This is a genomic window from Cellulomonas sp. S1-8, assembly GCF_026184235.1.
Classification (GTDB): domain Bacteria; phylum Actinomycetota; class Actinomycetes; order Actinomycetales; family Cellulomonadaceae; genus Cellulomonas.
The window spans coordinates 3,319,758-3,342,728 of sequence record NZ_CP110806.1; the positions used below are offsets into that span (position 1 = coordinate 3,319,758).

General features: G+C 73.2%; 18 protein-coding genes and 1 pseudogene. 1 reads left to right on the forward strand and 18 read right to left on the reverse strand.

Going from position 1 to position 22,971, the window contains the following annotated elements:
- Nucleotides 1-46: 46 nt before the first annotated feature.
- Entirely contained in the window at nucleotides 47-1,432 is a 1,386-nt protein-coding gene (locus OKX07_RS15010) for an FAD-dependent oxidoreductase (protein ID WP_265628827.1), read from the reverse strand.
- 221 nt (nucleotides 1,433-1,653) lie between these two features.
- Here OKX07_RS15010 and rarD point away from each other — a divergent pair, with 221 nt between their 5' ends.
- Nucleotides 1,654-2,586, forward strand: coding sequence for an EamA family transporter RarD (gene rarD, locus OKX07_RS15015; protein ID WP_265628828.1), 933 nt, complete (start codon nucleotides 1,654-1,656; stop codon nucleotides 2,584-2,586).
- 7 nt (nucleotides 2,587-2,593) lie between these two features.
- Here rarD and OKX07_RS15020 read toward each other — a convergent pair whose 3' ends face one another.
- The 17 genes and pseudogenes from OKX07_RS15020 to OKX07_RS15100 form a co-directional block, all read right to left on the reverse strand.
- Nucleotides 2,594-4,129 (reverse strand): RDD family protein, encoded by a 1,536-nt coding sequence (locus tag OKX07_RS15020; protein WP_265628829.1) that lies wholly within the window; start codon nucleotides 4,127-4,129, stop codon nucleotides 2,594-2,596.
- Between the two features lie 70 nt (nucleotides 4,130-4,199).
- The gene (locus tag OKX07_RS15025; protein WP_265628784.1) at nucleotides 4,200-4,967 is read right to left on the reverse strand and encodes a PP2C family protein-serine/threonine phosphatase; all 768 of its coding nucleotides are present in this window, start codon (nucleotides 4,965-4,967) and stop codon (nucleotides 4,200-4,202) included.
- A 13-nt stretch (nucleotides 4,968-4,980) separates the two neighbouring features.
- Nucleotides 4,981-5,988 (reverse strand): polyprenyl synthetase family protein, encoded by a 1,008-nt coding sequence (locus tag OKX07_RS15030; protein WP_265628785.1) that lies wholly within the window; start codon nucleotides 5,986-5,988, stop codon nucleotides 4,981-4,983.
- A 96-nt stretch (nucleotides 5,989-6,084) separates the two neighbouring features.
- Nucleotides 6,085-7,824, reverse strand: a complete 1,740-nt coding sequence (nuoN, locus tag OKX07_RS15035) for an NADH-quinone oxidoreductase subunit NuoN (RefSeq protein WP_265628786.1) — start codon at nucleotides 7,822-7,824, stop codon at nucleotides 6,085-6,087.
- Nucleotides 7,821-9,376 (reverse strand): annotated as a pseudogene (locus tag OKX07_RS15040) (NADH-quinone oxidoreductase subunit M). The gene nuoN and the pseudogene OKX07_RS15040 overlap by 4 nt, the downstream one beginning before the upstream one ends.
- A gap of 30 nt (nucleotides 9,377-9,406) precedes the next feature.
- A complete protein-coding gene (nuoL, locus tag OKX07_RS15045) occupies nucleotides 9,407-11,392 on the reverse strand; it encodes an NADH-quinone oxidoreductase subunit L (protein WP_265628788.1) in 1,986 nt (661 codons plus the stop codon).
- A gap of 11 nt (nucleotides 11,393-11,403) precedes the next feature.
- Nucleotides 11,404-11,703, reverse strand: coding sequence for an NADH-quinone oxidoreductase subunit NuoK (gene nuoK / locus OKX07_RS15050; protein ID WP_203671178.1), 300 nt, complete (start codon nucleotides 11,701-11,703; stop codon nucleotides 11,404-11,406).
- Nucleotides 11,700-12,662: an NADH-quinone oxidoreductase subunit J gene (locus OKX07_RS15055; protein ID WP_265631934.1), complete on the reverse strand. Its 963-nt coding sequence runs from the start codon at nucleotides 12,660-12,662 to the stop codon at nucleotides 11,700-11,702. Before OKX07_RS15055 ends, nuoK begins: the two co-directional genes overlap by 4 nt.
- Nucleotides 12,662-13,345, reverse strand: a complete 684-nt coding sequence (nuoI, locus tag OKX07_RS15060) for an NADH-quinone oxidoreductase subunit NuoI (protein WP_265631935.1) — start codon at nucleotides 13,343-13,345, stop codon at nucleotides 12,662-12,664. The genes OKX07_RS15055 and nuoI overlap by 1 nt, the downstream gene beginning before the upstream one ends.
- A gap of 115 nt (nucleotides 13,346-13,460) precedes the next feature.
- The gene (gene nuoH, locus OKX07_RS15065) at nucleotides 13,461-14,837 is read right to left on the reverse strand and encodes an NADH-quinone oxidoreductase subunit NuoH (RefSeq protein WP_265628830.1); all 1,377 of its coding nucleotides are present in this window, start codon (nucleotides 14,835-14,837) and stop codon (nucleotides 13,461-13,463) included.
- Nucleotides 14,834-17,491, reverse strand: coding sequence for an NADH-quinone oxidoreductase subunit G (locus OKX07_RS15070; protein WP_265628831.1), 2,658 nt, complete (start codon nucleotides 17,489-17,491; stop codon nucleotides 14,834-14,836). The genes nuoH and OKX07_RS15070 overlap by 4 nt, the downstream gene beginning before the upstream one ends.
- Nucleotides 17,488-18,822, reverse strand: a complete 1,335-nt coding sequence (gene nuoF, locus OKX07_RS15075) for an NADH-quinone oxidoreductase subunit NuoF (RefSeq protein WP_265628790.1) — start codon at nucleotides 18,820-18,822, stop codon at nucleotides 17,488-17,490. The genes OKX07_RS15070 and nuoF overlap by 4 nt, the downstream gene beginning before the upstream one ends.
- Nucleotides 18,822-19,703 carry an NADH-quinone oxidoreductase subunit NuoE gene (gene nuoE / locus OKX07_RS15080; RefSeq protein WP_265628791.1) on the reverse strand — a complete coding sequence of 294 codons (882 nt, stop codon included), beginning with the start codon at nucleotides 19,701-19,703 and terminating at the stop codon, nucleotides 18,822-18,824. The genes nuoF and nuoE overlap by 1 nt, the downstream gene beginning before the upstream one ends.
- Complete coding sequence (locus OKX07_RS15085) at nucleotides 19,703-21,055, reverse strand: NADH-quinone oxidoreductase subunit D (RefSeq protein WP_265628832.1); 1,353 nt, start codon at nucleotides 21,053-21,055, stop codon at nucleotides 19,703-19,705. The genes nuoE and OKX07_RS15085 overlap by 1 nt, the downstream gene beginning before the upstream one ends.
- A complete protein-coding gene (locus OKX07_RS15090; RefSeq protein ID WP_265628793.1) occupies nucleotides 21,055-21,930 on the reverse strand; it encodes an NADH-quinone oxidoreductase subunit C in 876 nt (291 codons plus the stop codon). Before OKX07_RS15090 ends, OKX07_RS15085 begins: the two co-directional genes overlap by 1 nt.
- Nucleotides 21,927-22,478: a NuoB/complex I 20 kDa subunit family protein gene (locus OKX07_RS15095; protein WP_265628794.1), complete on the reverse strand. Its 552-nt coding sequence runs from the start codon at nucleotides 22,476-22,478 to the stop codon at nucleotides 21,927-21,929. Before OKX07_RS15095 ends, OKX07_RS15090 begins: the two co-directional genes overlap by 4 nt.
- Before the next feature lie 75 nt (nucleotides 22,479-22,553).
- Complete coding sequence (locus OKX07_RS15100; RefSeq protein WP_265628795.1) at nucleotides 22,554-22,916, reverse strand: NADH-quinone oxidoreductase subunit A; 363 nt, start codon at nucleotides 22,914-22,916, stop codon at nucleotides 22,554-22,556.
- Nucleotides 22,917-22,971 lie beyond the last annotated feature (55 nt).

Consider the following 22,971-nt stretch of genomic DNA (forward strand, 5'->3'; position numbering starts at 1 on the left):
TCTGCCGTCCGGGGCCCCGCGGGTAGTGCTGTCCTGCGTGCTCTGCTCAGTCCTGCGGGAGCTCGCGTCCCAGCGAGATCGCGACCATGTGGTCACGCGGCACGAGCTTGACGCGCTCACGCCCGTGGGGCTCCCCCAGCGACCGCTCGTACGCGTCGAGCACCTGCCACCCCGACCACTCGATGACGTCGGCGCCGCGCTGCACGAGGAAGTCGAGGACCGCCTGCGGCTCCCGCTCGGTGGCCGTGTAGAACTCCTGGCCGCGCTCGGCGACGTCCTCGCCGAGGTTCCGGATCGTCTCCGACGCGTCGGACTTGGTGTGACCGATGAGGCCGACCGGGCCGCGCTTGATCCACCCCGTCGCGTACACGCCGTCCAGGTGCCGGCCGTCGACGTCGATCACGCGGCCCTCCCGGTTGGGGATGACGCCCGCGACGTCGTCGAACGGGATGTCGACCAGCGGCGAGCCGAAGTAGCCGACCGCGCGGTAGACCGCCTGGACGGGCCAGTCGTGCGTCTGGCCGGTCCCCGTGGCGTTGCCGTCACCGTTGAGCACCGTGCGCTCGGTGCGCAGCCCGACGACCTTGCCGTCCTCGCCCAGCACCTCGACCGGCTTGTGCAGGAAGTGCAGGTGGATGCGGCGCGAGGCCGTCAGGTCCTCGGGCTCCTTGAGCGTCCAGTCGGTGAGGGTCTTGACGACCTGCTTGGTCTGGTTGCTCGAGTGGATGGCCGCCATCGAGCCCTCGTCGAACTCGAAGTCCTCCGGGTAGACGATCGTGTCGACGTCCGGCACGTGGCCGAGCTCACGCAGCTCGAGCGGCGAGAACTTGGCCTGGGCGGGTCCGCGGCGGGCGAAGACGTGCACGTCCGTGACCGGGCTGGCCTTGAGCAGGTCGTAGACGTTGGCGGGGACCTCGGTGGGCAGCAGGTCGTCCGCGTGCTTGGCCAGGATGCGGGCCACGTCGAGCGCGACGTTCCCGGCACCGAGCACGGCGACCTGCGTGGCCTCCAGCGGCCACGTGCGCGGCACGTCCGGGTGGCCGTCGTACCAGGACACGAAGTCCGCCGCGCCGTAGGAGCCGTCGAGGTCGATCCCGGGGATCGCGAGCGCCGCGTCCCGGATCGAGCCGGTGGAGAAGATCACCGCGTCGTAGAAGGTGCGAAGGTCGTCGAGCTTGAGGTCGGTGCCGTAGTCGACGTTGGCGAGCAGGCGGATGTCCCCGCGCTCGAGCACCTTGTGCAGCGCGACGATGATCTGCTTGATGCGCGGGTGGTCGGGTGCCACGCCGTACCGGACCAGGCCGAAGGGCGCCGGGAGCCGCTCGAACAGGTCGATGCTGACGTCGAGGTCGGTCTTCGACAGGATGTCGGCCGCGTAGATGCCGGCCGGACCGGCGCCGACGATCGCGACGCGCAGGGTCGGGGTGCTCACGGGACCTGGTTGCCTTCCGGTGGGGGAAGCCCTCGCGCGGCGGACGCCTGGCGGGGCGTCCTGCAGGGCCCCGCACCCGTGCGCCTCGCCGTCGGTGCGAGAGCAGTGCGACCCCGAGTCTAGGACGCGACCGCCCCGACCCTCGACGTCCACTCCACGATACGGACAGCCCACGATGTGGGACGGCGGGTGCCGTCCGGCGCGACGCCTACAGTCGCGGGGTGGATACCGCCGCTCGCCGGTCCCGCGCCGGCCTCGCCGCGGGGGTCGGCGCCTACGCCCTGTGGGGCGCGCTGCCGCTGTACTTCCCGCTCCTCGCGCCCTCCGACCCGGTCGAGATCATCGCGCACCGCGTCGTGTGGTCCCTGCTGTTCTGCCTCGTGCTGCTGCTGGTCACCCGGACGTGGGGGGCATTCGTCGCGATCCTGCGTGACGTCCGGCTCCTGGCCACGCTCACGCTCGCGGCCGTCCTGCTCGCCGTGAACTGGCTCGTGTTCGTGCACGGCGTCCTGACCGGCCACGTCGTCGACGCGGCGCTCGGCTACTTCGTCAACCCCCTCGTGACGGTGGCGCTGGCCGTGCTCGTGCTCGGCGAGCGGCTGCGCACCGTGCAGTGGGTCGCGGTCGGCTGCGGCGCCGCGGCGGTCGTCGTGCTCACCGTCGCCTACGGCACCCTGCCGTGGATCGCGCTGGTCCTGGCAGGCAGCTTCGGCACCTACGGGCTCCTCAAGAGCCGCCTCGGGTCACGGGTCGGCGCACTGCCCGGCCTCGCCGCCGAGACGGCCGTCCTCGCACCCGCCGCCGTGCTCTACCTCGGGTGGCTGCACCTGACCGGCTCCGCGACGTTCGCGCCCGACTGGCACGGGCTCGCGCTCGTCGGGACCGGCGTGGTCACCGCGGTCCCGCTGCTGCTCTTCAACTCCGCGGCGCGTCGCCTGCCGCTGTCGACCGTGGGGCTCCTGCAGTACCTCACCCCCGTGCTGCACCTCGCCATCGGCGTGCTCGTCGCCGGCGAGGAGATGCCGCCCGCCCGGTGGTGGGGATTCGGGCTGGTGTGGCTCGCGCTCGTCGTGCTCACCGTCGACGGGCTCCGGCACTCCCGCAGGCCCGCGCCCGGGGCCGAGGGCCCGGTGCCGCCCCCCTCCGACGCCTGACGCGCCGTCAGTCGTCCTCGACGCGCGCCTCGCGGTCGCCCAGCCGCAACGACCAGCCCGCACGCACGACGGCCCGCGCCCCGGCCGGCAGCACCCGCGCGGCACCCGTCGGGTCGACGACGACCGTGCCGTTGGTCGACCCGCGGTCGGTCACCCAGATCGCGGCGTCCTGCGCCGTCGTCGCGCCCTGCGGCCCGAACTCGACGTGCACGCGCGACAGCGACCGCGCGGCGTCGCTCAGCACCACGACGTGCAGGATGTCCTCGCCGTCCTCGGCCCGCGGGCCACGCCCGACCAGCCCGCGTCCGACGACGCGCACGCGCTCACCGGTGTCGAAGTGCAGCGCCAGCGTGCCGGTGCGACGGCGCAACGACTCGGGGTCCCGCACGCGGGTGTGCTCGATCTCGGCCAGGTCCTCGTCCGACGCCGGCGCTGCGGCCGGGACCGCGGCACCACCCGGGCGGGCCGCCCGGCGGTCGGAGCGCGTCGCGTCGGGCGGAGGCGGCAGCAGGTCCGCCTCCGGGCGCGCCCCGCGAGGCGCAGCACCGAGACCGGCAGGGGCGTCGGGGACGAGGTCCGGAGCGGGCGGCTCCACCACGGCCGCGACGGAGGCCGGCGGGGGCGGCAGCGCGACGCGCGACGCCTCCCCCGGCGCGAACAGGCTGTCGTCGACCGGCGGCGCCGGCACGGGCGCCGTGACGGGTGCGCCGCCCGGCCCGCCCGGACCGGTCGACGGGGCCGACGGCGTCCACGGGCGCGCGCTGCCGCGCGGCCCGCTGGGCGCCGACGCCCGTCCTTGGCGCCCCGACGGCGGCTGGGCGGCGCCCGCCTGCACGACCGCCGTGCCCGACGCCTTGTCGTGCCAGCCGCGGCGACGCGGACCGGAGTCCCACGCGCCCGACGCGGCGACGACCCAGTTGCCGACGCCGCACCCGATCACGCCCAGGGCGACCAGCAGCTGCCGCAGGAACGCGCGCGGCACACCGGGCCACGCACCCGTGCGCTCGTCGACGGTGCGCAGACCCAGCAGGTACGCGCCGAGCGTCGCACCGCGCAGCCCCTCGGCGAGGACCTGCGCAACCCCGACGACCAGCCCGATCAGACCCGCCACGAGGGTCGCGTCGCCGCCGACCACCCCCGCAACGAGCAGACCGATGCCGGCGGCCGCGGCCGCGACGAGCACGTCGATCGCGTACGCCAGCACGCGGGTGCCGATCGGCGGCACGGCGGCCGCAGCCCGCGGGGGAGCCGCGCGCTGCGGGCGGGCGGCCGCGCGCACGTCGCGGGCAGCCGCGGCGGCGTCGAAGGCGGTGCTGCGCGCGGCGGGTGCCGCGGGCATCGGCCTGTCCGTCGCGGAGACGGCGAGGGTCGCGGCCGGGACGCCCGGCCGGACGACGGGGTCCGACGGCGGCGGCAGCGCCGACCCGGCGCCGGCCGGCTCGTCGACGTCCGGCCCGTCGTCCTCACCCGAGGTGGGACGCGCGATCAGCGGGACACGGGCCCCGCAGACGGAGCAGGACTCGGCGTCGGGGGCGAGCGGCATGCCGCACGATGCGCAGCGCGGAGCTGAGGCGCGGGTGCTCACGGGCGGTCCTCCGGGGTCGGGTGCGCGGTCATCGTGCCACGTCGGCGCGCCCGCCCGCGCCTGCGATCGGGGTGACGGCGACCGCGTCCACCACGACGACCGTCACGTTGTCCTGCGCACCCGCCGCCAGCGCCTCCCGGACCAGGCGGTCGGCCGCCGCGCGGGGGTGCCGCTCGGCGCGGAGCACCGCCTGGACGCGACCGTCGGGCAGCACGTCCGTCAGGCCGTCGGAGCACACGACCATCCGGTCCCCCACGCTCACGGGGAACATCCGCAGGTCGGGGTCGACCCACGACGCCCCGCCGCCGAGCACCCGCGTCACGACGTGCCGGCGGGGGTGCCGCGGTGCGTCCTCCACGGCCACCAGTCCCTGCTCCACCAGCTCGGCCACCTCGGAGTGGTCCCGGGTGAGCTGCTCGAGCATGCCCCCGACCATGCGGTACGTGCGCGAGTCGCCGACGTTGAGGACGAGCCAGCACGCCACGCCCGCGTGCTCGGTCACGACCACCCCCGTGAGCGTGGTCCCGGGGCGCCGCTCCCCCTCGACCGGCAGCTCGCGGACCCGCCGGTGCGCGTCCTGCACGACGCGCGTCACGTCCTCGAGCGAGGGGGCCACCCCGGCCAGGGTGCTGACGACGTCGACCGCGAGCCGCGACGCGACCTCGCCGGCCTCGTGCCCGCCCATGCCGTCGGCGACGACGAACAGCCCGTCCTGCGCCCACGCCGTGTCCTCGTTGGTCTCGCGCGCCGCCTGGTCCGTGGCGACGGCGGACCGGAGCCGAACGCCTGCGACCATCACCGCGCCCGGGTCACGAGGCCCGGTCGACCAGCGCGTCGGCGAACGCCACGAGGGCGTCCTTCACCGGGCCGGACGGCAGCGGGCCGAGCTCGGAGACGGCCTGCCGTGCGAGGTCCACGGCGCGCCGGCGCGTGAGCGCGACGACCTCGTGCTCGCGGAGCACCGCGACCGCGGCGGCCAGGTCGGCGTCGTCCGACAGGTCGGAGTCGAGCAGCGCGACGGCGGCGCGGTCGGTCGAGCCCACGGGCGTCGTCGCCGCACGGGAGCGCAGCAGCAGCGCGGGCAGCGTCGGGACGCCCTCGCGCAGGTCGGTGCCGGGCGTCTTGCCCAGCGTCGTCCCGTCGGAGGTGAGGTCGATGACGTCGTCGGCGAGCTGGAAGGCGACCCCGATGGTCTCGCCGAACTGGGTGACGGTGCGCACCTCGGCGGGTCGGCAGCCGGCCATCATGGCGCCGAACCGCGCCGAGGTCGCGATGAGCGACGCCGTCTTGTCGGACAGCACCTGCAGGTAGTGCGCGACGGGGTCCTCGTCGGGCCGCGGACCGACCGTCTCGTGCAGCTGGCCGAGGCACAGCCGCTCGAACGTCTGGGCCTGGATGCGCACGGCCTCCGGCCCCAGCCCGGAGACGATCGACGACGCCCGCGCGAACAGCAGGTCACCGGTGAGGATCGCCACCGAGTTGCCCCACACCTCGTGCGCGGAGGGTGCACCGCGGCGCAGCGGCGCGGAGTCCATGACGTCGTCGTGGTACAGCGTCGCGAGGTGCGTCAGCTCGACGACGGTGGCCGCGTCGACCACCTCGCGCCGGCCGCCGTCCCCGAGCTCGGCCGTCAGCAGGGTCAGGAGCGGGCGCAGCCGCTTGCCCCCCGCGTTGACCAGGTGGCTCGACGCGTCGTGCGCGATCGGGTCGGCGTACGTGACGGCGTCGCGCAGCAGCTCCTCGACGATCAGGAGCCGTCCCGTCAGTCGCTCGGCGAGCGCGGCGTCGTGGAGCGGGAGGGCGAGTGCGGTCGTCACGGGACGAACCTATCCGCACCGCGGCCGGACGACCGACCCGGGACCGGAGGATGTCCGGGTGATCCGGGTTCCTGCCCGCCGCCGGCCGCGGGCAGGTCACGGCAGCAGCACCGCCACCGAGGCGATCGTGTCGAGCACCGCGGAGGGCGCGACGCCCAGGACGACCGTGAGGATGGCGCAGACGGCGACGGCGACCACCGTCAGGCCCTCGCCGGCCGCCACCGTCGTCGTCGTGGCGGGCCGCTCACCATCCGCGGCGAGGACCGCGGCCGGCGCGGACCCCGCAGCGGCGCCCGGCCCGACGGCGACCTCGGACAGGGCTGCCGGGGCTCGCTGCGGACCGCGGTCCGCACCGGTCGCGACGGCCGTGCCGTCGGCGTCGTCCGCGTCGTCCGTGTCGTGCGACTCGGTGAAGAACATCAGCACGATGATCCGGACGTAGAAGAACGCCGCGGCGGCCGACGCGAGCACGCCGACCAGCGCGAGCTGCCAGGCCCCGCCCTCGACCGCGGACGAGAACACCGCGAACTTGCCCACGAACCCCGCGGTGAGCGGGATCCCGGCGAAGGACAGCAGGAACAGCGTGAACGTGACGGCGACCACGGGGTGGCTCCGGCCCAGGCCGGCCCACTGCGACAGCCGCGTGGCCTCCCCCAGGACCACGGGCGCGCCGTCGTCGTCCGTCCCCTGCTCGCGCACGAGCGCGATGAGGCCGAACGCGCCGACGGTGGCCGCGCCGTAGGCCAGCAGGTAGAACAGCACGGCGGTGATGCCGGAGTCCTGCAGGGCGACGATGCCCGTCAGGACGAAGCCCGCGTGCGCGATCGAGGAGTACGCCAGCAGCCGCTTGACGTCGGTCTGGACCAGCGCCGCGACGGTCCCGACGACCATCGTGAGGATGGCGACGACCCACAGGACCACCTCGAGGTCCCAGGCCATGCCGGGCAGCATGCCGTAGACGACACGCAGCAGCGCACCGAACGCCGCGACCTTGGTGCACGCGGCCATGAAGCCCGTCACCGGGGTCGGCGCGCCCTGGTAGACGTCGGGCGTCCACATGTGGAACGGGACCGCGCCGACCTTGAAGAACAGCCCGGCGAGCAGCATCAGCGCACCCACGACGAGCAGACCCTCGAGCCCGTTGGGCGTCGCGGTCGCGGCCGCGATGTCGGCGTACCGCAACGAGCCGGAGTAGCCGTAGAGCAGCGCGATGCCGAACAGCATGATCGCCGAGACGAAGGCCCCGAGCAGGAAGTACTTCATCGACGCCTCCTGCGACAGCAGGCGACGGCGGCGTCCCATCCCGGACAGCAGGTACAGCGGCAGGGACAGGACCTCGAGCGCGACGAACAGCGTCAGCAGGTCGGTCGTGGCCGGGAACAGCATCATCCCGCCGGTGGCGAACAGCAGGAGCGGGTACACCTCGGTCTGACGCAGACCCTTGCGGCGGGCGAGCTCCTCGTAGTCCGAGCCCGGCACCGCGGCGGCGGCGGGCGCGAACGCGTCCTCGCCCCCGGCGACGCGGTCCGCGAAGACCAGCGTCGAGAGCAGCGCGAGCAGGGCGATCGTCGCCTGCAGCACGAGCGTGGGTCCGTCGACGACGAGGGAGCCGCCCAGCACGTCCGTCCCGCCCGTGCGCTCGACGTCGGACCAGAGAGCCGCGACGGCGAGCAGGGCACCGGCGAGCGCCGCCAGCGTCAGCACGAGCTGGACGAGACGACGACGCGCGGCGGGGACGAACGCCTCGACGACGACGCCGAGGACGGCCGCGACCAGCACGACCAGCACGGGGACCGTGGGCCCCCAGGCGATCTCGGGGGCGGTGAAGCCGCTCACTGGTCACTCCCTTCCGCACCGGCGGGGGTCGCGGTGGTGGTCGTGGGCTCGACGTCGTCGACGCCGAGCTGCGCGATGCTCTCCTGCGCCGGCGGCCGGACCAGGTCGAGGGCCGGGCCGGGGACGAACCCGAGGACGAGCATCAGCGCCACGAGCGGCCCGATCACCCACCGCTCGCGTGCCCCGACGTCGGCCATGTCCGCCAGCTCGTGGCGGACGGGCCCGGTGAACACCCGCTGGTAGAGCCACAGCACGTAGATCGCGGCGAGCACCACGCCCAGCGTCGCGACGATCGCCGCCGCCGGGTGGCGCGGGTACGTGCCGACGATGACGAGGAACTCGCTGACGAACGTCGACAGGCCCGGCAGGGACAGCGCCGACAGACCGACGACCAGGAACAGGCCGGCCAGCACGGGCACGACCTTCTGCAGGCCGCCGAAGTCGACGATCTGCTGCGACCCGCGCCGCGCCGCGAGGAACCCGACGAGCAGGAACAGCGCACCCGTCGAGAGCCCGTGGTTGACCATGTAGAACGACGAGCCGGCGATCGACGTCGACGTGAACGCGAAGATCCCCAGCACGATGAACCCGAAGTGCGACACCGAGGTGTACGCGACCAGCCGCATCATGTCCTTCTGGCCGATCGCGAGCAGCGCGCCGTACAGGATCGACACCACCGCGAGCACGATGATCACGGGCGCCGCCCAGCGCGAGGCCGCGGGGAACAGCGGCAGGCACAGCGTGAGCATGCCGAACGTGCCGACCTTGTCGAGCACGCCGACGAGCAGCGTCGACGTGCCGGCGGGGCCTGCTGCGCCGCGTCGGGCAGCCACGTGTGCACCGGGAACATGGGGGCCTTGATGGCGAACGCCAGGAAGAACGACAGGAAGATCCACTTCTCGACCGTCGGGTCGAGGTCGACGCCCACGAGGTTCTCGATGAGGAAGCCCTCGGGGCCGCCCGGGCCCTGCAGGTACAGCGCGATGACGCCGACGAGCATGACGAGACCGCCGGCGAGCGAGTACAGCAGGAACTTCACCGCGGCGTAGCGCCGCTGGGCGCCGCCGAACGCGCCGATCATGAAGTACACGGGGATGAGCATCGCCTCGAAGACGACGTAGAACAGGAAGACGTCGCGGGCGGCGAACACGAGCACGATGAACGCCTCGAGCAGCAGCACGAGCGCCAGGTAGTGCCGCAGCCGGTCGGTCGGGCCGTCGGTCGAGCCCTGCTCGCGCCAGGCGGCCAGCACGACGAGCGGCACCAGGACCACGGACATGCCGATGAGCGCGAGGCCGACGCCGTCGACGCCGAGCGCCCACGACACCCCGAGCGCGGGGATCCACGGCACGGTCTCGACGAGCTGGTGCGTGGCCGCGTCGCCCGTGTCGAAGGCCGCGAAGGCCGCGACGGCGAGCACCACCTGCGCGAGGGCGAAGCCGAGCGCGACCGTGCGGGCACGCGCGCGCGCGCCGGCGGGCAGCAACCACAGCGCCGCGGCGCCGAGCAGCGGCAGCACCACCAGCGCGGTGAGCCAGGGGAAGTCAGACATCAGTTTCCAGGTCTCCTGTCGACTCTGCGATCAGCCGCGCGCGGCCAGGACGACGAACGCGAGCACGACCACGCCGATGACCATGACCGCGGCGTACGAGCGGGCGAACCCGTTCTGGGCGCGGCGCACGATGTCACCGACGGCGACGGTGGTGCGTCCCAGGCCGGTGACCGCACCGTCGACCACGGCCTTGTCGCCGTACACCAGCGACCGCGTGAGGTACTGCCCCGGTGCGACCAGGAGCGTGTCGTTGACCGCGTCCTGGTGCAGGTCCACGCGGGCGGCCCGCGTGAGCGCGGTCCCCAGCGGGGGCGTGACGGGCACGGTCGTGATCGCGTAGCGGCGCCACGCGAGGACGAGCCCGAGCGCGACGGCCGCCAGCGTGAGCCCGATGATCAGCGGCACCGCCAGCACCGGCTCCTCGTGCTCGGCGTGCCCGACGGACGGCTCGAGCCACTCGACGAACCCGACGCGCGACAGGATCAGGCCCAGGGCCACCGACCCACCCGCCAGGACGATCATCGGCCACGTCATGAGCGCCGGGGACTCGTGCGGGTGCTGGTCGGCGCCGCTCTTCGTCGCGCTCCAGCGCTTCTGCCCCTCGAACGTCATGAAGAACAGCCGCGACATGTAGAACGCGGTGATGCCCGCACCGATCAGGGCGACGCCGCCGAACACCCACGCCCGCCACGGCTGACCGTCGACCGGGACGAACGCGGCCTCGATGATCTTGTCCTTGCTGAAGAACCCGGCGAACGGCGGGATGCCGAGGATCGCGAGCCAGCCGGCCATGAACGTGAAGTACGTGATCTTCATGTACCGGCCCAGGCCGCCGAAGCGGCGCATGTCGACCTGGTCGTCCATGCCGTGCATGACGGACCCGGCGCCGAGGAACATGCCGGCCTTGAAGAAGCCGTGCGTCACCAGGTGGAAGATCGCGAACGCGTACCCGATCGGCCCGAGGCCTGCGGCCAGCACCATGTAGCCGATCTGCGACATCGTCGACGCCGCGAGGGCCTTCTTGATGTCGTCCTTGGCGCAGCCCACGATCGCACCGAACAGGAGCGTGACCGCGCCGACGATCGCGACGACGAGCTGCGCCGTCGGGGCCGCCGTGAAGACCGCACCGGACCGGATGATGAGGTAGACGCCCGCGGTGACCATCGTCGCCGCGTGGATGAGCGCCGACACCGGCGTGGGGCCGGCCATCGCGTCGCCCAGCCAGGACTGCAGCGGGAACTGCGCCGACTTGCCGCAGGCCGCGAGCAGCAGCGCCAGGCCGATCGCGGTGAGCGTGCCCTGCGACACGTCGCCGGACGCCGCACCGGTCTCGACGGTCGCGAAGTCCAGGCTGCCGAACGTCGCGAACAGCAGACCCATCGCGACGAGCAGCCCGACGTCGCCGACACGGTTGGCGACGAACGCCTTCTTGGCGGCCACCGCGTACGGCGTGTGGTGGTTCCAGAACCCGATGAGCAGGTACGACGCCAGACCGACGCCCTCCCAGCCGACGAACAGCAGCACGTACGAGTCCGCGAGGACCAGCAGCAGCATCGCCGCGACGAACAGGTTCAGGTACGCGAAGAACCGGCGGCGCGCGGCGTCGTGCTCCATGTACGCCACGGAGTAGACGTGGATGAGCGTGCCGACGAACGTCACGAGCATGACGAACGTGAGCGACAACGGGTCCACGCGCAGGCCGGCGTCAATGCTCAGCGCGCCGGCGTCCAGCCACGTCGCCAGGTGCACGTCGTGCACGCGCTGGCCCGCGGGCTGCCCGAGCACGGCCAGGAGCAGCACCACGCCGACGACGAACGCGCCGGCCGAGGCCAGGACGCCGAGCCAGTGGCCCCACCGGTCGGCACGCCGGCCGAGCAGCAGCAGGACCGCGGCCGACAGCAGGGGCAGCGCGACGAGCCAGACGGCGGCCTGCGCCCCGGCCCACTCGGGGGCGGCGACGACCGGGTCGACCGCCGGCAGCACGGCAGGGGCGGTCAGGGAGATCAGGGTGTGCACGTCGGAGCCCTTCAGCTCTTCAGCAGGTTGACGTCGTCGACCGACGCCGAGCGTCTGGTCCGGAAGATCGTGACGATGATCGCCAGGCCGACGACCACCTCGGCCGCCGCGACGACCATGACGAAGAACGCGAGCACCTGGCCGGAGAGGTTGCCGTGGATGCGCGAGAACGTCACGAGCAGCAGGTTGGTGGAGTTGAGCATGAGCTCGACGCCCATGAAGACGATGATCGCGTTGCGTCGCAGCAGCACGGTCGTCGCGCCGATCGCGAACAGGATCGCGGCCAGCACCAGGTAGTGGGTGAGGCTCACCGGCCGTCCTCCTCGTCGTGCGTCGGGGTGGTCGGCAGGTCCGCCGGGGCACCCGTCGCGCCCTCACGCTCGCGGACGGTCACCGCACCGTCGACGGGCCCGTCCTGCTCGCCCCGGTAGTCCTCGTCCGACGTGAACGTGCCCGCGCCGGAGGCCCAGCCGCCGGCGAGGACGCGGTCGATCCGCGCGGCGTACTCCCGCGCGTCCGCCTCCTGGCCGCGCACGCGCAGCACGCGCGGCACCGAGTTCTCCAGCGGCGTGCCGTCCGGTCCGAGCGCGGGGACGTCCATGGCGTTGTGCCGTGCGTACACGCCGGGGGCCGGCAGCGACACGGGGTGGCCGCCGGTCCGCAGCCTGCGCTCCGCCTGCTCGCGCTGCCCGACCTTCGGCACGAGCCGCTGGCGGTGCGTGAGGATGAGTGCGCCGAGCGCCGCGGTGACCAGCAGCGCGCCGACGACCTCCATCGCGAGCACGTGCTGCCCGAAGACGACCTCGGCGATCGCCTCGGGGTTCGACGGGGTGTTCGCCTCGACCAGCCCCGTCGGCGGCCCGTACGTCGCGCGCCCGACGACGCCGACCAGCACGACGGCCAGGCCGAGACCCGCGAGGACGCCGGTCCAGCGCTGCCCGCGGATCGTCTCGACGAGCGAGTCCGAGCGGTCGACCCCCACGAGCATGAGCACGAACAGGAAGAGCATCATCACGGCGCCGGTGTAGACGACCACCTGCACGACACCGAGGAACTCGGCGCCCTGCGCGACGTACATGAACGCCAACGAGATCATGACGAAGACGACCGCCAGCGACGCGTGCACCGCCTTGCGGGCGAAGAGCAGACCCAGCGCGGCGAGCACCATGAGCGGGCCGAGGGTCCAGAACAGGACGGCCTCGGCCGTGCTCGCACGGCCTGCCTCGTCCAGGGCGCCGGCGGCCGCCGGCAGCACGGTGTGCAGGGTGATCACCGGGCACCCCCCTGGCGGTGCGCGCCCGCCGTGATCTCGCGCTGCGCGAGCCGCGTCGCGCCGAGGTCGGGGACCGTCGCGCCCTTCGCGACGTTCTCCGGCAGCGTCGGGTCGTCGGGACGGTGCTCGGCGACCCACGCGACCTGATCGTCGGTGGTCCCGGTCACCTCGCCCCGGTAGTAGTCGGTGTCCGTGGACCCCTCGGGCATCGGGTGCGGGGCCGCGAGCTGGCCGGAGCGCAACGGTGCGAGCAGGTCCTGCTTCTCCCAGATCATGCCGGGCCGCGTGGGCCCCGCGAGCTCGTAGTCGTTGGTCATCGTGAGCGCGCGCGTCGGGCAGGCCTCGATGCACAGCCCGCAGAAGATGCAGCGCAGGTAGTTGATCTGGTAGACGCGGCCGTACCGCTCGCCCGGCGAGTACTGCGCGTCGGGGGTGTTGTTGTCACCCTCGACGTAGATCGCGTCCGCGGGGCACGCCCACGCGCACAGCTCGCAGCCGATGCACTTCTCGAGCCCGTCGGCGTACCGGTTGAGCTGGTGGCGCCCGTGGTACCGGGGCTTGGTCGGCACCTGCTCGCGCGGGTACTGCTCCGTCACCGTCGGCTTGAACATGTTGGCGAACGTCACGCCGAACCCCGCGACGGGCGCGAGCAGCTCGGCCAGGCCGGAGCGCGGCTCGATGAGCGAGCGGTAGCCCTCGACGGGACGGCCGACGTCGCCGGCGCGCGGGGTGCGCTGCACCTGCGCACCGGTCGTCGGGGTCGCCTCGTCGGGCGCGGGCCTCTTCTTGCGCTGCTCAGCCACCGCGCACCTCCAGCGGGGTCTCGGGTGCGGACGGGTCGGACGCGTCGGACGCCGCGAGACGGCGCTGCGCGCGCGGCGACGGGGGAAGGACCTGACCCGGCAGGGGCGGCACGGGGTAGCCGTGCTCGAACGGGTCGATCTCCTGCGGGCCCGTCGGCTCGGCCTCCGGCGGCGCCTTCTTGTCCGGCACCAGGAACGAGGCGACCAGGCCCACGACGACGACCCCTGCGAGGACGAACAGCAGCGTGCGCAGGTCGACGTCCCACAGCTGGCGCGCGGCCTGCACGAACGTGACCGCGACGACCCAGGCCAGGGCGGCCGGGATGAGCACCTTCCAGCCGATCTTCATGAACTGGTCGTACCGGAACCGCAGCACCGAGCCGCGGATCCACACGAACAGGAACATGAACAGCCACACCTTGGCGACGAACCACAGGACGGGCCACCAGCCGGTGTTGAACATGCCGTCGTTGATCGCGGAGATCGGCCACGGTGCACGCCACCCGCCGAAGAACAGCGTCGTGGCGACCGCCGAGACGTTGAGCATGTTGATGTACTCGGCGAGGAAGAACCACGCGAACTTCATCGAGGAGTACTCGGTGGTGTACCCGCCGACGAGCTCGCCCTCGGCCTCGGGGAGGTCGAACGGCAGGCGGTTGGTCTCGCCGACCATCGAGATGACGTAGATGACGAACGCCGGCAGCAGCGGCAGGAACCACCACACCTGCGTCTGGGAGTCGACGATCTGGGACGTCGACATCGACCCGGCCATGATGAACACGCTGACCAGGGACAGGCCCATCGCGAGCTCGTACGAGATGACCTGGGCCGTCGACCGCACGCCGCCGAGCAGCGGGTAGGTCGAGTTGGACGACCAGCCGCCCAGCACGATGCCGTACACGCCGACCGAGGCGCAGGCCAGGATGTACAGGACCGCGACGGAGAAGTCCGTGAGCTGCAGCGGCGTGATGACGCCGAAGATGTTGACCTCGGGCCCGAACGGGATGACCGCGTACACCAGCAGCGAGCAGAGCACGGCGATCATCGGCGCGAGGATGTAGACGAGCTTGTCGGCCGCCTTGACGGTGACGTCCTCCTTGACGAGGAGCTTCATCGCGTCGGCGAGCGACTGCAGCAGACCGAGCGGCCCGTGCACGTTGGGGCCGGGACGCACCTGCATGCGCCCGACGACCCGCCGCTCGAACCAGATCGCGATGAGCACGCTCGTCAGCAGGAACACGATGAGGGCGACGGCCTTGAGCAGCCACACCCAGAACACGTCCTGGCTGAAGTCCGCCGTGACCGGGGCGACGGCACCGTCGCCGACCACCGCCGGCAGCGCGGCCAGCACCCCTGGCAGCCCGCTCATGCCCGCTCCTCCTCGTCCACGCGGACGCCGGCGACGGCCTCCGCGGCGTTCCCGGTCACGGTGGCGCCGGCCTGGGCCGTCAGCCGCGCCGGGCCGTCCTCGCCGACCCGCTCGAGCCGGACGACGCTGCCGCCGACCGCCCCGAGCACGTCGCGCACGGCACCGCCGCGCGCGTTGGTCGCGAGCCAGACGACGTGGTCGGCCATCTCCGTGAGGTGCACGGGCGCGGTGATCGCGCCGCGGTCCGTCCCGACCGACACCTCGTCGCCGTCGGCCACGCCGACCGCCTGCGCGGTGGCGGGCGACAGGCGCACGACGGGGCGCTTCGCAGTCCCCGCGAGGTACGGCTCGCCGTCCTGCAGGCGTCCCGCGTCGAGCAGCTGGTGCCACGTCGCGAGCACCGCGTGACCCGCGGGCACCGCCGGCGGCTCCGCCGGGGGCGTCCGGGGCGCCGCGACGCGCGCGCCGTCCCACCCGCCCAGCTGGTCCAGCTCGCCGTGCACGGCCGCGAGGCCGGGCAGGCCCAGCTCGACGCCGAGGGCGTCGGCGAGCCGGTCGAGCACCCGGAAGTCGGGCAGCTGGGTGGACGTCAGGGCCTGCGGGAACGGGCGCGGACGCCCCTCCCACGTGACGAACGTGCCGGGCTTCTCGACCGGCGGCGCGACGGGCAGCACGACGTCGGCGCGGTCGGTCACCTCGCTGCGGCGCACCTCGAGCGACACGAGGAACGGCACCGCGTCGAGCGCGGCCCGCGCACCGGCGGGGTCGGCGTGGTCGGCCGGGTCGACACCGCCGACGACGAGCGCGCCCAGGCGCCCGTCGGCCGCGGCCGCGAGGATCTCGTCCGCGCTGCGTCCCGGCGTGGCCGGCAGCTCGTCGACGCCCCAGGCGGCGGCGAGGTCGACGCGTGCGGACGCATCGGCGACGGGCCGGCCTCCCGGCAGCAGCGACGGCAGCGTGCCCGCCTCGATCGCGCCGCGCTCGCCCGCACGGCGCGGGACCCACGCGAGGCGCGCACCCGTGCGCGTCGCGAGCCGCAGCACCGCGGTGAGCGTGCCGGGCACGGTCGCGGCGCGCTCGCCGACGAGGATGACGGCGCCCGCGGTGCTCAGCGCGGTGGCGGTCGCGCCGAGGTCCCCGTCCGCACCCACGGTGATCGCGTCGAGCACCTCGGGCTCGGTGCCGGGCGCGGCCGGCAGGAGCGTGCCGTCGAGCCGCTCGAGCCCGCGGCTCGCGAGCGCGGCGACCGACGTCACGTGCGTCCGCCCCGCGACGACCGACGCGCGCAGGCGCAGGAAGACGATGCCGCCCTCCTCCTCGGGCTCGTACGCGACGCACAGGACGGCGGGCGCGGCGACGAGGTCGCCGAACGTCACCTGCAGCGTGCGGCCCGCGACGTGGTGGCCGAGGAACTCCTCCTCCTCGCCCGAGTGCGGGCGGGCGCGGTGGTCGACGTCGTTGGTGCCCAGCGCGACGCGCGCGAACTTGGCGTACGCGTAGGCGTCCTCGAGCGTGAGGCGACCGCCCGGCAGCACGCCGACCGCGCCCGCGGCCCGCAGGCCGTCGGCGGCCGTGTCCAGCGCCTCGGTCCACGAGCAGGGCTCGAGCTCGCCGCGCGTGCCGTCGGGCAGGGTGCGCCGGACCAGCGGCGTCGTCACGCGGTCGGGTGCCGACTGCCAGTGGAACGCGAACCGGTCCTTGTCGGTGATCCACTCCTGGTTGACCGCGGGGTCGTCCCCCGCCAGCCGGCGCAGCACGACGCCGCGGCGGTGGTCGACGCGGATCGCGGAGCCGTTGGCGTCGTGCTCGGCGATCGACGGCGCCGACACCAGGTCGAAGGGCCGCGAGCGGAAGCGGTACGCGGCCGACGTGAGCGCACCCACCGGGCAGATCTGCACGGTGTTGCCGGAGAAGTAGGACGCGAACGGCCGGCCGCTGGTGTCGAGCGTCGACGCGCCCACGGGCGTGTCGCCGGCGAACCCGAGGACCTGGGTGTCGAACGTGCCGATCTGCTGGGCCGCCCCGCGCTTCTGCAGGTCGATCCAGACGTCGCCCGCGATCTCCTCGGAGAACCGCGTGCAGCGCTGGCAGAGCACGCACCGCTCACGGTCGAGCAGGACCTGCGTGGAGACGGAGATCGGCTTGGGGAACGTGCGCTTGACGTCGACGAACCGCGTCGCCGCCCGCCCGTTGCTCATCGCCTGGTTCTGCAGGGGGCACTCGCCGCCCTTGTCGCAGACCGGGCAGTCGAGCGGGTGGTTGATGAGCAGCAGCTCCATGACGCCGTGCTGGGCCTTGTCGGCCTCGGGCGACGTGTGCTGCGTCTTGACCTGCATGCCGGGCGTGGCCTCGAGCGTGCAGGAGGCCTGCGGCTTGGGCATCTTGGCGACGTTCCCGTCGCGCCCCGGCGCCCACACCTCGACGAGGCACTGCCGGCACGCGCCGGCGGGCGCGAGCAGCGGGTGGTCGCAGAACCGCGGGATCGCGATCCCCAGCTCCTCGGCGGCGCGGATGACCAGCGTGCCCTTGGGCACGGTCGTCTCGATGCCGTCGACGGTGAACGTCACGGTCGCGTCGGGCACGGGCACGACGGGCGCCGGTGCGCCCGGCACCAGCGGCGTCGCGTCGGTGGCCCTCGGGGTCGTGATCGTCATGCGTGCACCCCCGCCAGCTGCGTGCTGCCACGCGGCGTGTAGTCGAAGAGCGAGCTGCGCTCGGGCGGGAACAGCACGTCGGCGGGCGTGTGCGTGCCTGCCTCGAACTCCTCCCGGAAGTACTGGATCGCGCTCGTGACGGGGCTCGTCGCACCGTCGCCGAGCGCGCAGAACGCGCGTCCCAGGATGTTGTCGCACAGGTCGAGCAGCAGGTCGATGTCCGCGTCCGTGCCCTGCCCGGCCTCGAGCCGCGCGAGGATCTGCGCGAGCCAGAACGTGCCCTCGCGGCACGGGGTGCACTTGCCGCACGACTCGTGCTTGTAGAACTGCATCCACCGGGAGACGGCCTTCACGACGGACGTCGTCTCGTCGAAGATCTGCAGGGCGCGGGTGCCGAGCATCGAGCCCGCCGCGCCGACGGACTCGTAGTCCAGCGGCACGTCGAGGTGCTCCGCGGTGAAGATCGGCGTGGAGGACCCGCCCGGCGTCCAGAACTTCAGCTCGTGGCCGGCGCGGACTCCCCCGGCCATGTCGAGCAGCTCGCGCAGCGTGATGCCCAGCGGGGCCTCGTACTGGCCGGGCCGCGTGACGTGGCCCGACAGCGAGAACAGGCCGTGCCCGGCGGAACGCTCGGTGCCCATCGACGTGAACCAGTCGGCGCCGCCGACCAGGATGCCCGGCACCGACGCGATCGACTCGACGTTGTTGACGACGGTCGGGCGCGCGTACAGGCCCGCGACGGCGGGGAACGGCGGCTTGAGGCGCGGCTGCCCGCGCAGGCCCTCGAGCGAGTCGAGCAGCGCCGTCTCCTCGCCGCAGATGTACGCGCCGGCCCCGGCGTGCACCGTGACCTCGAGGTCGAAGCCCGAGCCCAGCACGTCCGTGCCCAGGTAGCCGGCCTCGCGGGCCTCCCGCACGGCCTCGAGCAGGCGGCGGTAGACGTGCAGGACCTCGCCGCGGACGTAGATGAACGCGTGGTGGCAGCCGATGGCGTACGACGTGATGATGACGCCCTCGAGCAGCTCCTGCGGGCTCGCCATCATCAGCGGGATGTCCTTGCAGGTGCCCGGCTCGGACTCGTCCGCGTTGACGACGAGGTACCGCGGGCCGCCGTCGGGCGCCGGCAGGAAGCCCCACTTCATGCCCGTCGGGAAGCCGGCACCGCCGCGGCCGCGCAGCCCGGAGTCCTTCACCGCGGTCACCACGTCGGCGGGCGCCATGCCCAGCGCGGTGCGCAGACCGCGGTAGCCGCCGTCGGCCACGTAGCGGTCGAGCTTCCACGAACGCTCCGCGTCCCAGTGTGCGGACAGCACGGGGGTGAGGGTCGTCATCACGACTCCTTCGCGTCGTCGGACTGCTGCTTGCGCTGCTCGCCGGCGGGCGAGGTGTCGGCGGGCGTCGTCACCGGACGGTCCGCGCTGGACTGCTCGGCGCCGACCTCGGGCTCCCCGTCGGTGACCACGGGAGCGGCAGTGCGCTCGTCGGCGTCGTAGGACGGCGCCGCCCAGCCCCGCTCGCGGGCCAGCACGGTGCCGCGCACCGTCGGCTCGCCCGCGCCGACGCCCTCGTCGACGCGCCCGTCGGGGAAGCCCGCCAGGACGCGGCTCATCTCCTTGAACGTGCAGACGGACGCCGCCCCGCGGGTCGGCGCGACGGGCGCGCCCTCGACCAGCTTGTCGACGACCTCGACGGCCGAGGCCGGCGTCTGGTTGTCGAAGAACTCCCAGTTCACCATCACGACGGGCGCGTAGTCGCAGGCCGCGTTGCACTCGATGCGCTCGAGCGTGATCGCGCCGTCGCCGGTGGTCTCGTCGTGCCCGATCCCGAGGTGCTCGCTGAGCTCCTCCCAGATCGCGTCCCCGCCCATGACCGCGCACAGCGTGTTCGTGCACACGCCGACGGTGTAGGTGCCGTTGGGGTGGCGCTTGTACTGCGTGTAGAACGTCGCGACCGCGGACACCTCAGCGGTGGACAGACCCAGCGTCGCGGCGCAGAACGCGATGCCGCGCGGGCTGACGTAGCCGTCCTGCGACTGCACCAGGTGCAGCATCGGCAGCAGCGCGGACCGGGCCTGCGGGTACCGGGCGATGATCTCGCGGGAGTCGGCCGTCAGCCGGGCGCGCGTCGCGTCGTCGTAGCCGGTCGCGTGGCGGTCGCCCGGGGCGCGGCCGTGGTCGTGGGGCGCCGGGGCGCCCGCGTGCTCGACGGACATCAGCGGTCCACCCCTCCCAGCACCGGGTCGATCGACGCGACGGCGACGACGACGTCGGCCACCTGCCCGCCCTCGCACATCATCGACACGGCCTGCAGGTTGTTGAACGACGGGTCACGGAAGTGCGCCCGGTACGGCTTGGTGCCGCCGTCGGAGACGAGGTGCACGCCCAGCTCGCCGCGCGGGTGCTCGACGGTCTGGAACACCTGCCCGGCCGGCACGCGGAAGCCCTCGGTGACGAGCTTGAAGTGGTGGATCAGGGACTCCATCGAGGTGCCCATGATCTCCCGGATGTGGTCGAGGGAGTTGCCCATGCCGTCGGTCCCGATGGCGAGCTGCGCAGGCCACGCGACCTTCTTGTCCGCGACCATGACGGGTCCCGGCTTCGCCAGCCGCTCGAGGCACTGCTCGACGATCCGCATCGACTGGTAGCACTCCTCGACGCGCACCAGCAGCCGCGCCCAGGAGTCCGCCGCGTCGTTGGTCGGCACGTCGAAGTCGTACGTCTCGTACCCGCAGTACGGGTCGGTCTTGCGCACGTCGTACGGCAGGCCCGTCGCGCGCAGCAGCGGCCCGGTGACGCCCAGGGCCATGCAGCCGGCCAGGCTCAGGACGCCGACGTCCTTCATGCGCGCGTGCAGGATCGGGTTCGCCAGCATGAGGTCCTCGAGCTGGCGGAAGTAGCCGCGCACCTTGACCAGCGCCTCGCGGACGCTGTCGATCGCGCCCGGGGGCACGTCCTGCGCGACGCCGCCGGGGCGGATGTACGCGTGGTTCATGCGCAGGCCGGAGATCATCTCGAAGATCTTGAGGATCTCCTCGCGCGCCGTGAACCCGAGGATCATGATCGTCGTCGCGCCGAGCTCGTTGCCGCCCGTGGCGAGGAAGACCAGGTGCGACGAGATGCGGTTGAGCTCCATCATCAGCACGCGGATGACCGACGCGCGCTCGGGGACGTCGTCGGTGATGCCGAGCAGCTTCTCGATCGCGAGGCAGTAGGCCGCCTCCTGGAACAGCGGGGCGACGTAGTCCATGCGGGTGCAGAACGTCACGCCCTGGGTCCAGGTGCGGTACTCCATGTTCTTCTCGATGCCCGTGTGCAGGTAGCCGATGCCGGCCCGCGCCTCGGTGACGGTCTCGCCGTCGATCTCGAGCATGAGCCGCAGGACGCCGTGCGTCGACGGGTGCTGCGGACCCATGTTGACGACGATGCGCTCCTCGCCGAGGCGCGCGGCCTCCTCGGCGATGTCGGACCAGTCGCCGCCGGACGCCTCGAACGAGGGCACGCCCTCGGTCTCGTCCAGGGGCACGTGACGGGTCGCGTGGGGGGTCCGCGAGGTGGGGGCGGTCATCAGCTGTACGACCTCCGCTGGTCCGGGGGCGGGATGCTCGCGCCCTTGTACTCGACCGGGATCCCGCCGAGGGGGTAGTCCTTGCGCTGCGGGTGGCCCGGCCAGTCGTCGGGCATCTGGATGCGCGCCAGGCTGGGGTGACCGTCGAAGACGATCCCGAAGAAGTCCCAGGCCTCGCGCTCGTGCCAGTCGTTGGCGGGGTACACGCCGGTCGTGGACGGGATGTGCGGGTCACCCTCGGGGACGGCGACCTCGAGACGCAGGCGGCGCCCGTGCGTCACCGACACGATCTGGTAGACGGCGTGCAGCTCGCGCCCGACCTCGTGCGGGTAGTGGACGCCGGACACGCCGAGCGACAGCTCGAACCGCAGGTCCGGGTCGTCGCGCAGCGCCTGCACGACCTCGACGAGGTGTGCGCGCGCGATGTTGAGCGTCAGCTCGTTGCGGTCGACGACGACCGACTCCACGGCCGCGGCGTAGCCCGTCCCCGACTCGTCGAGCACCTCGGCCAGCAGGTCGACGACCTCGTCGAACCAGCCGCCGTAGGGGCGCTCGCTGGGCCCCGGCAGCGCGATCGTCGCGACGAGCCCGCCGTAGCCCGACGTGTCCCCCGTGCCGCTCACGCCGAACATGCCGGTGCGCACGTCGATGATGTCCAGCGGCGTGCGCGGGCCGGTCGGGTCGGGTCCGGCGGGCAGGTTCTGGGAGCCCGCCTCGAGCGCGGCAGCCGTGGTGCGCTGCGTCCCGGCCGGTGCCGGCCCGCCGGGCTTGGCGGCCGCGGACGCGTCGGCCTTCTCCGCCGTGGGCTTCGTGCCCTCGGTCGGCCGGTCGGCGACCGGGGACGTCGCGTCCTCGGGCGTCTTCTCGTCGCTCATCGCAGCAGCCCCGTCATGTGCGACGTCGGCGTCGCGGCCATCGCCGCCTCCTGCGCGCGGGCCGCGGCCTCGCGGCGGTTCACGCCGAGCGGCTCGTCCTGGATCTGCTGGTGCAGCGCGAGGATCGCGTGGAGCAGCATCTCCGGGCGCGGCGGGCAGCCGGGCAGGTAGATGTCGACGGGCACGATGTGGTCCACGCCCTGCACGATCGCGTAGTTGTTGAACATGCCGCCCGACGACGCGCACACGCCCATCGACAGCACCCACTTGGGCTCGGCCATCTGGTCGTAGACCTGCCGCACCACGGGCGCCATCTTCTGGCTGACGCGCCCGGCGACGATCATGAGGTCCGACTGGCGCGGCGACGCGCGGAAGACCTCCATGCCGAAGCGCGAGATGTCGTACCGGCTCGTCCCGGCCGCCATCATCTCGATCGCGCAGCACGCCAGGCCGAACGTCACGGGCCACAGGGAGGCCTTGCGGAAGTAGCCGACGAGGTCCTCGACCGTCGTCAGCAGGAAGCCCGAGGGCGCTTCTTCGATACCCATGTCAGCCCCTCCTCGGGGTCGGTCGGCTGCGCGTGGTGGCACGTGTCGGGCAGGCGAGGGCCGGCCCGTGCATGGTCAGTCCCACTCGAGGCCGCCGCGCTTCCACTCGTACGCGAACGGGACGGTGATGATCAGCAGGAACACCATCATCGCGACCAGCCCGAACGTCGCGAGCTCCACGAAGCTCACCGCCCACGGGTAGAGGAAGACGACCTCGATGTCGAAGATGATGAAGGTCATGGCGACCAGGTAGTACTTGATCGGGAAGCGCCCGCCGCCGATGGCGTGGGGCGTCGGCTCGATGCCGCACTCGTAGGCGTCGAGCTTGGCGCGGTTGTACCGCTTGGGACCGAGGATCGCGCTCGCGCCGACCCCACCCAGGGCGAGGACCGCCGCGATCCCGATCATCACCAGGAGCGGGACGTACGGGTTGCTCATCGAGCGGTCCTCCTCGTCGGGGACGTCGTGCCGGGGGTCCGGCCGTGGGGTGCTG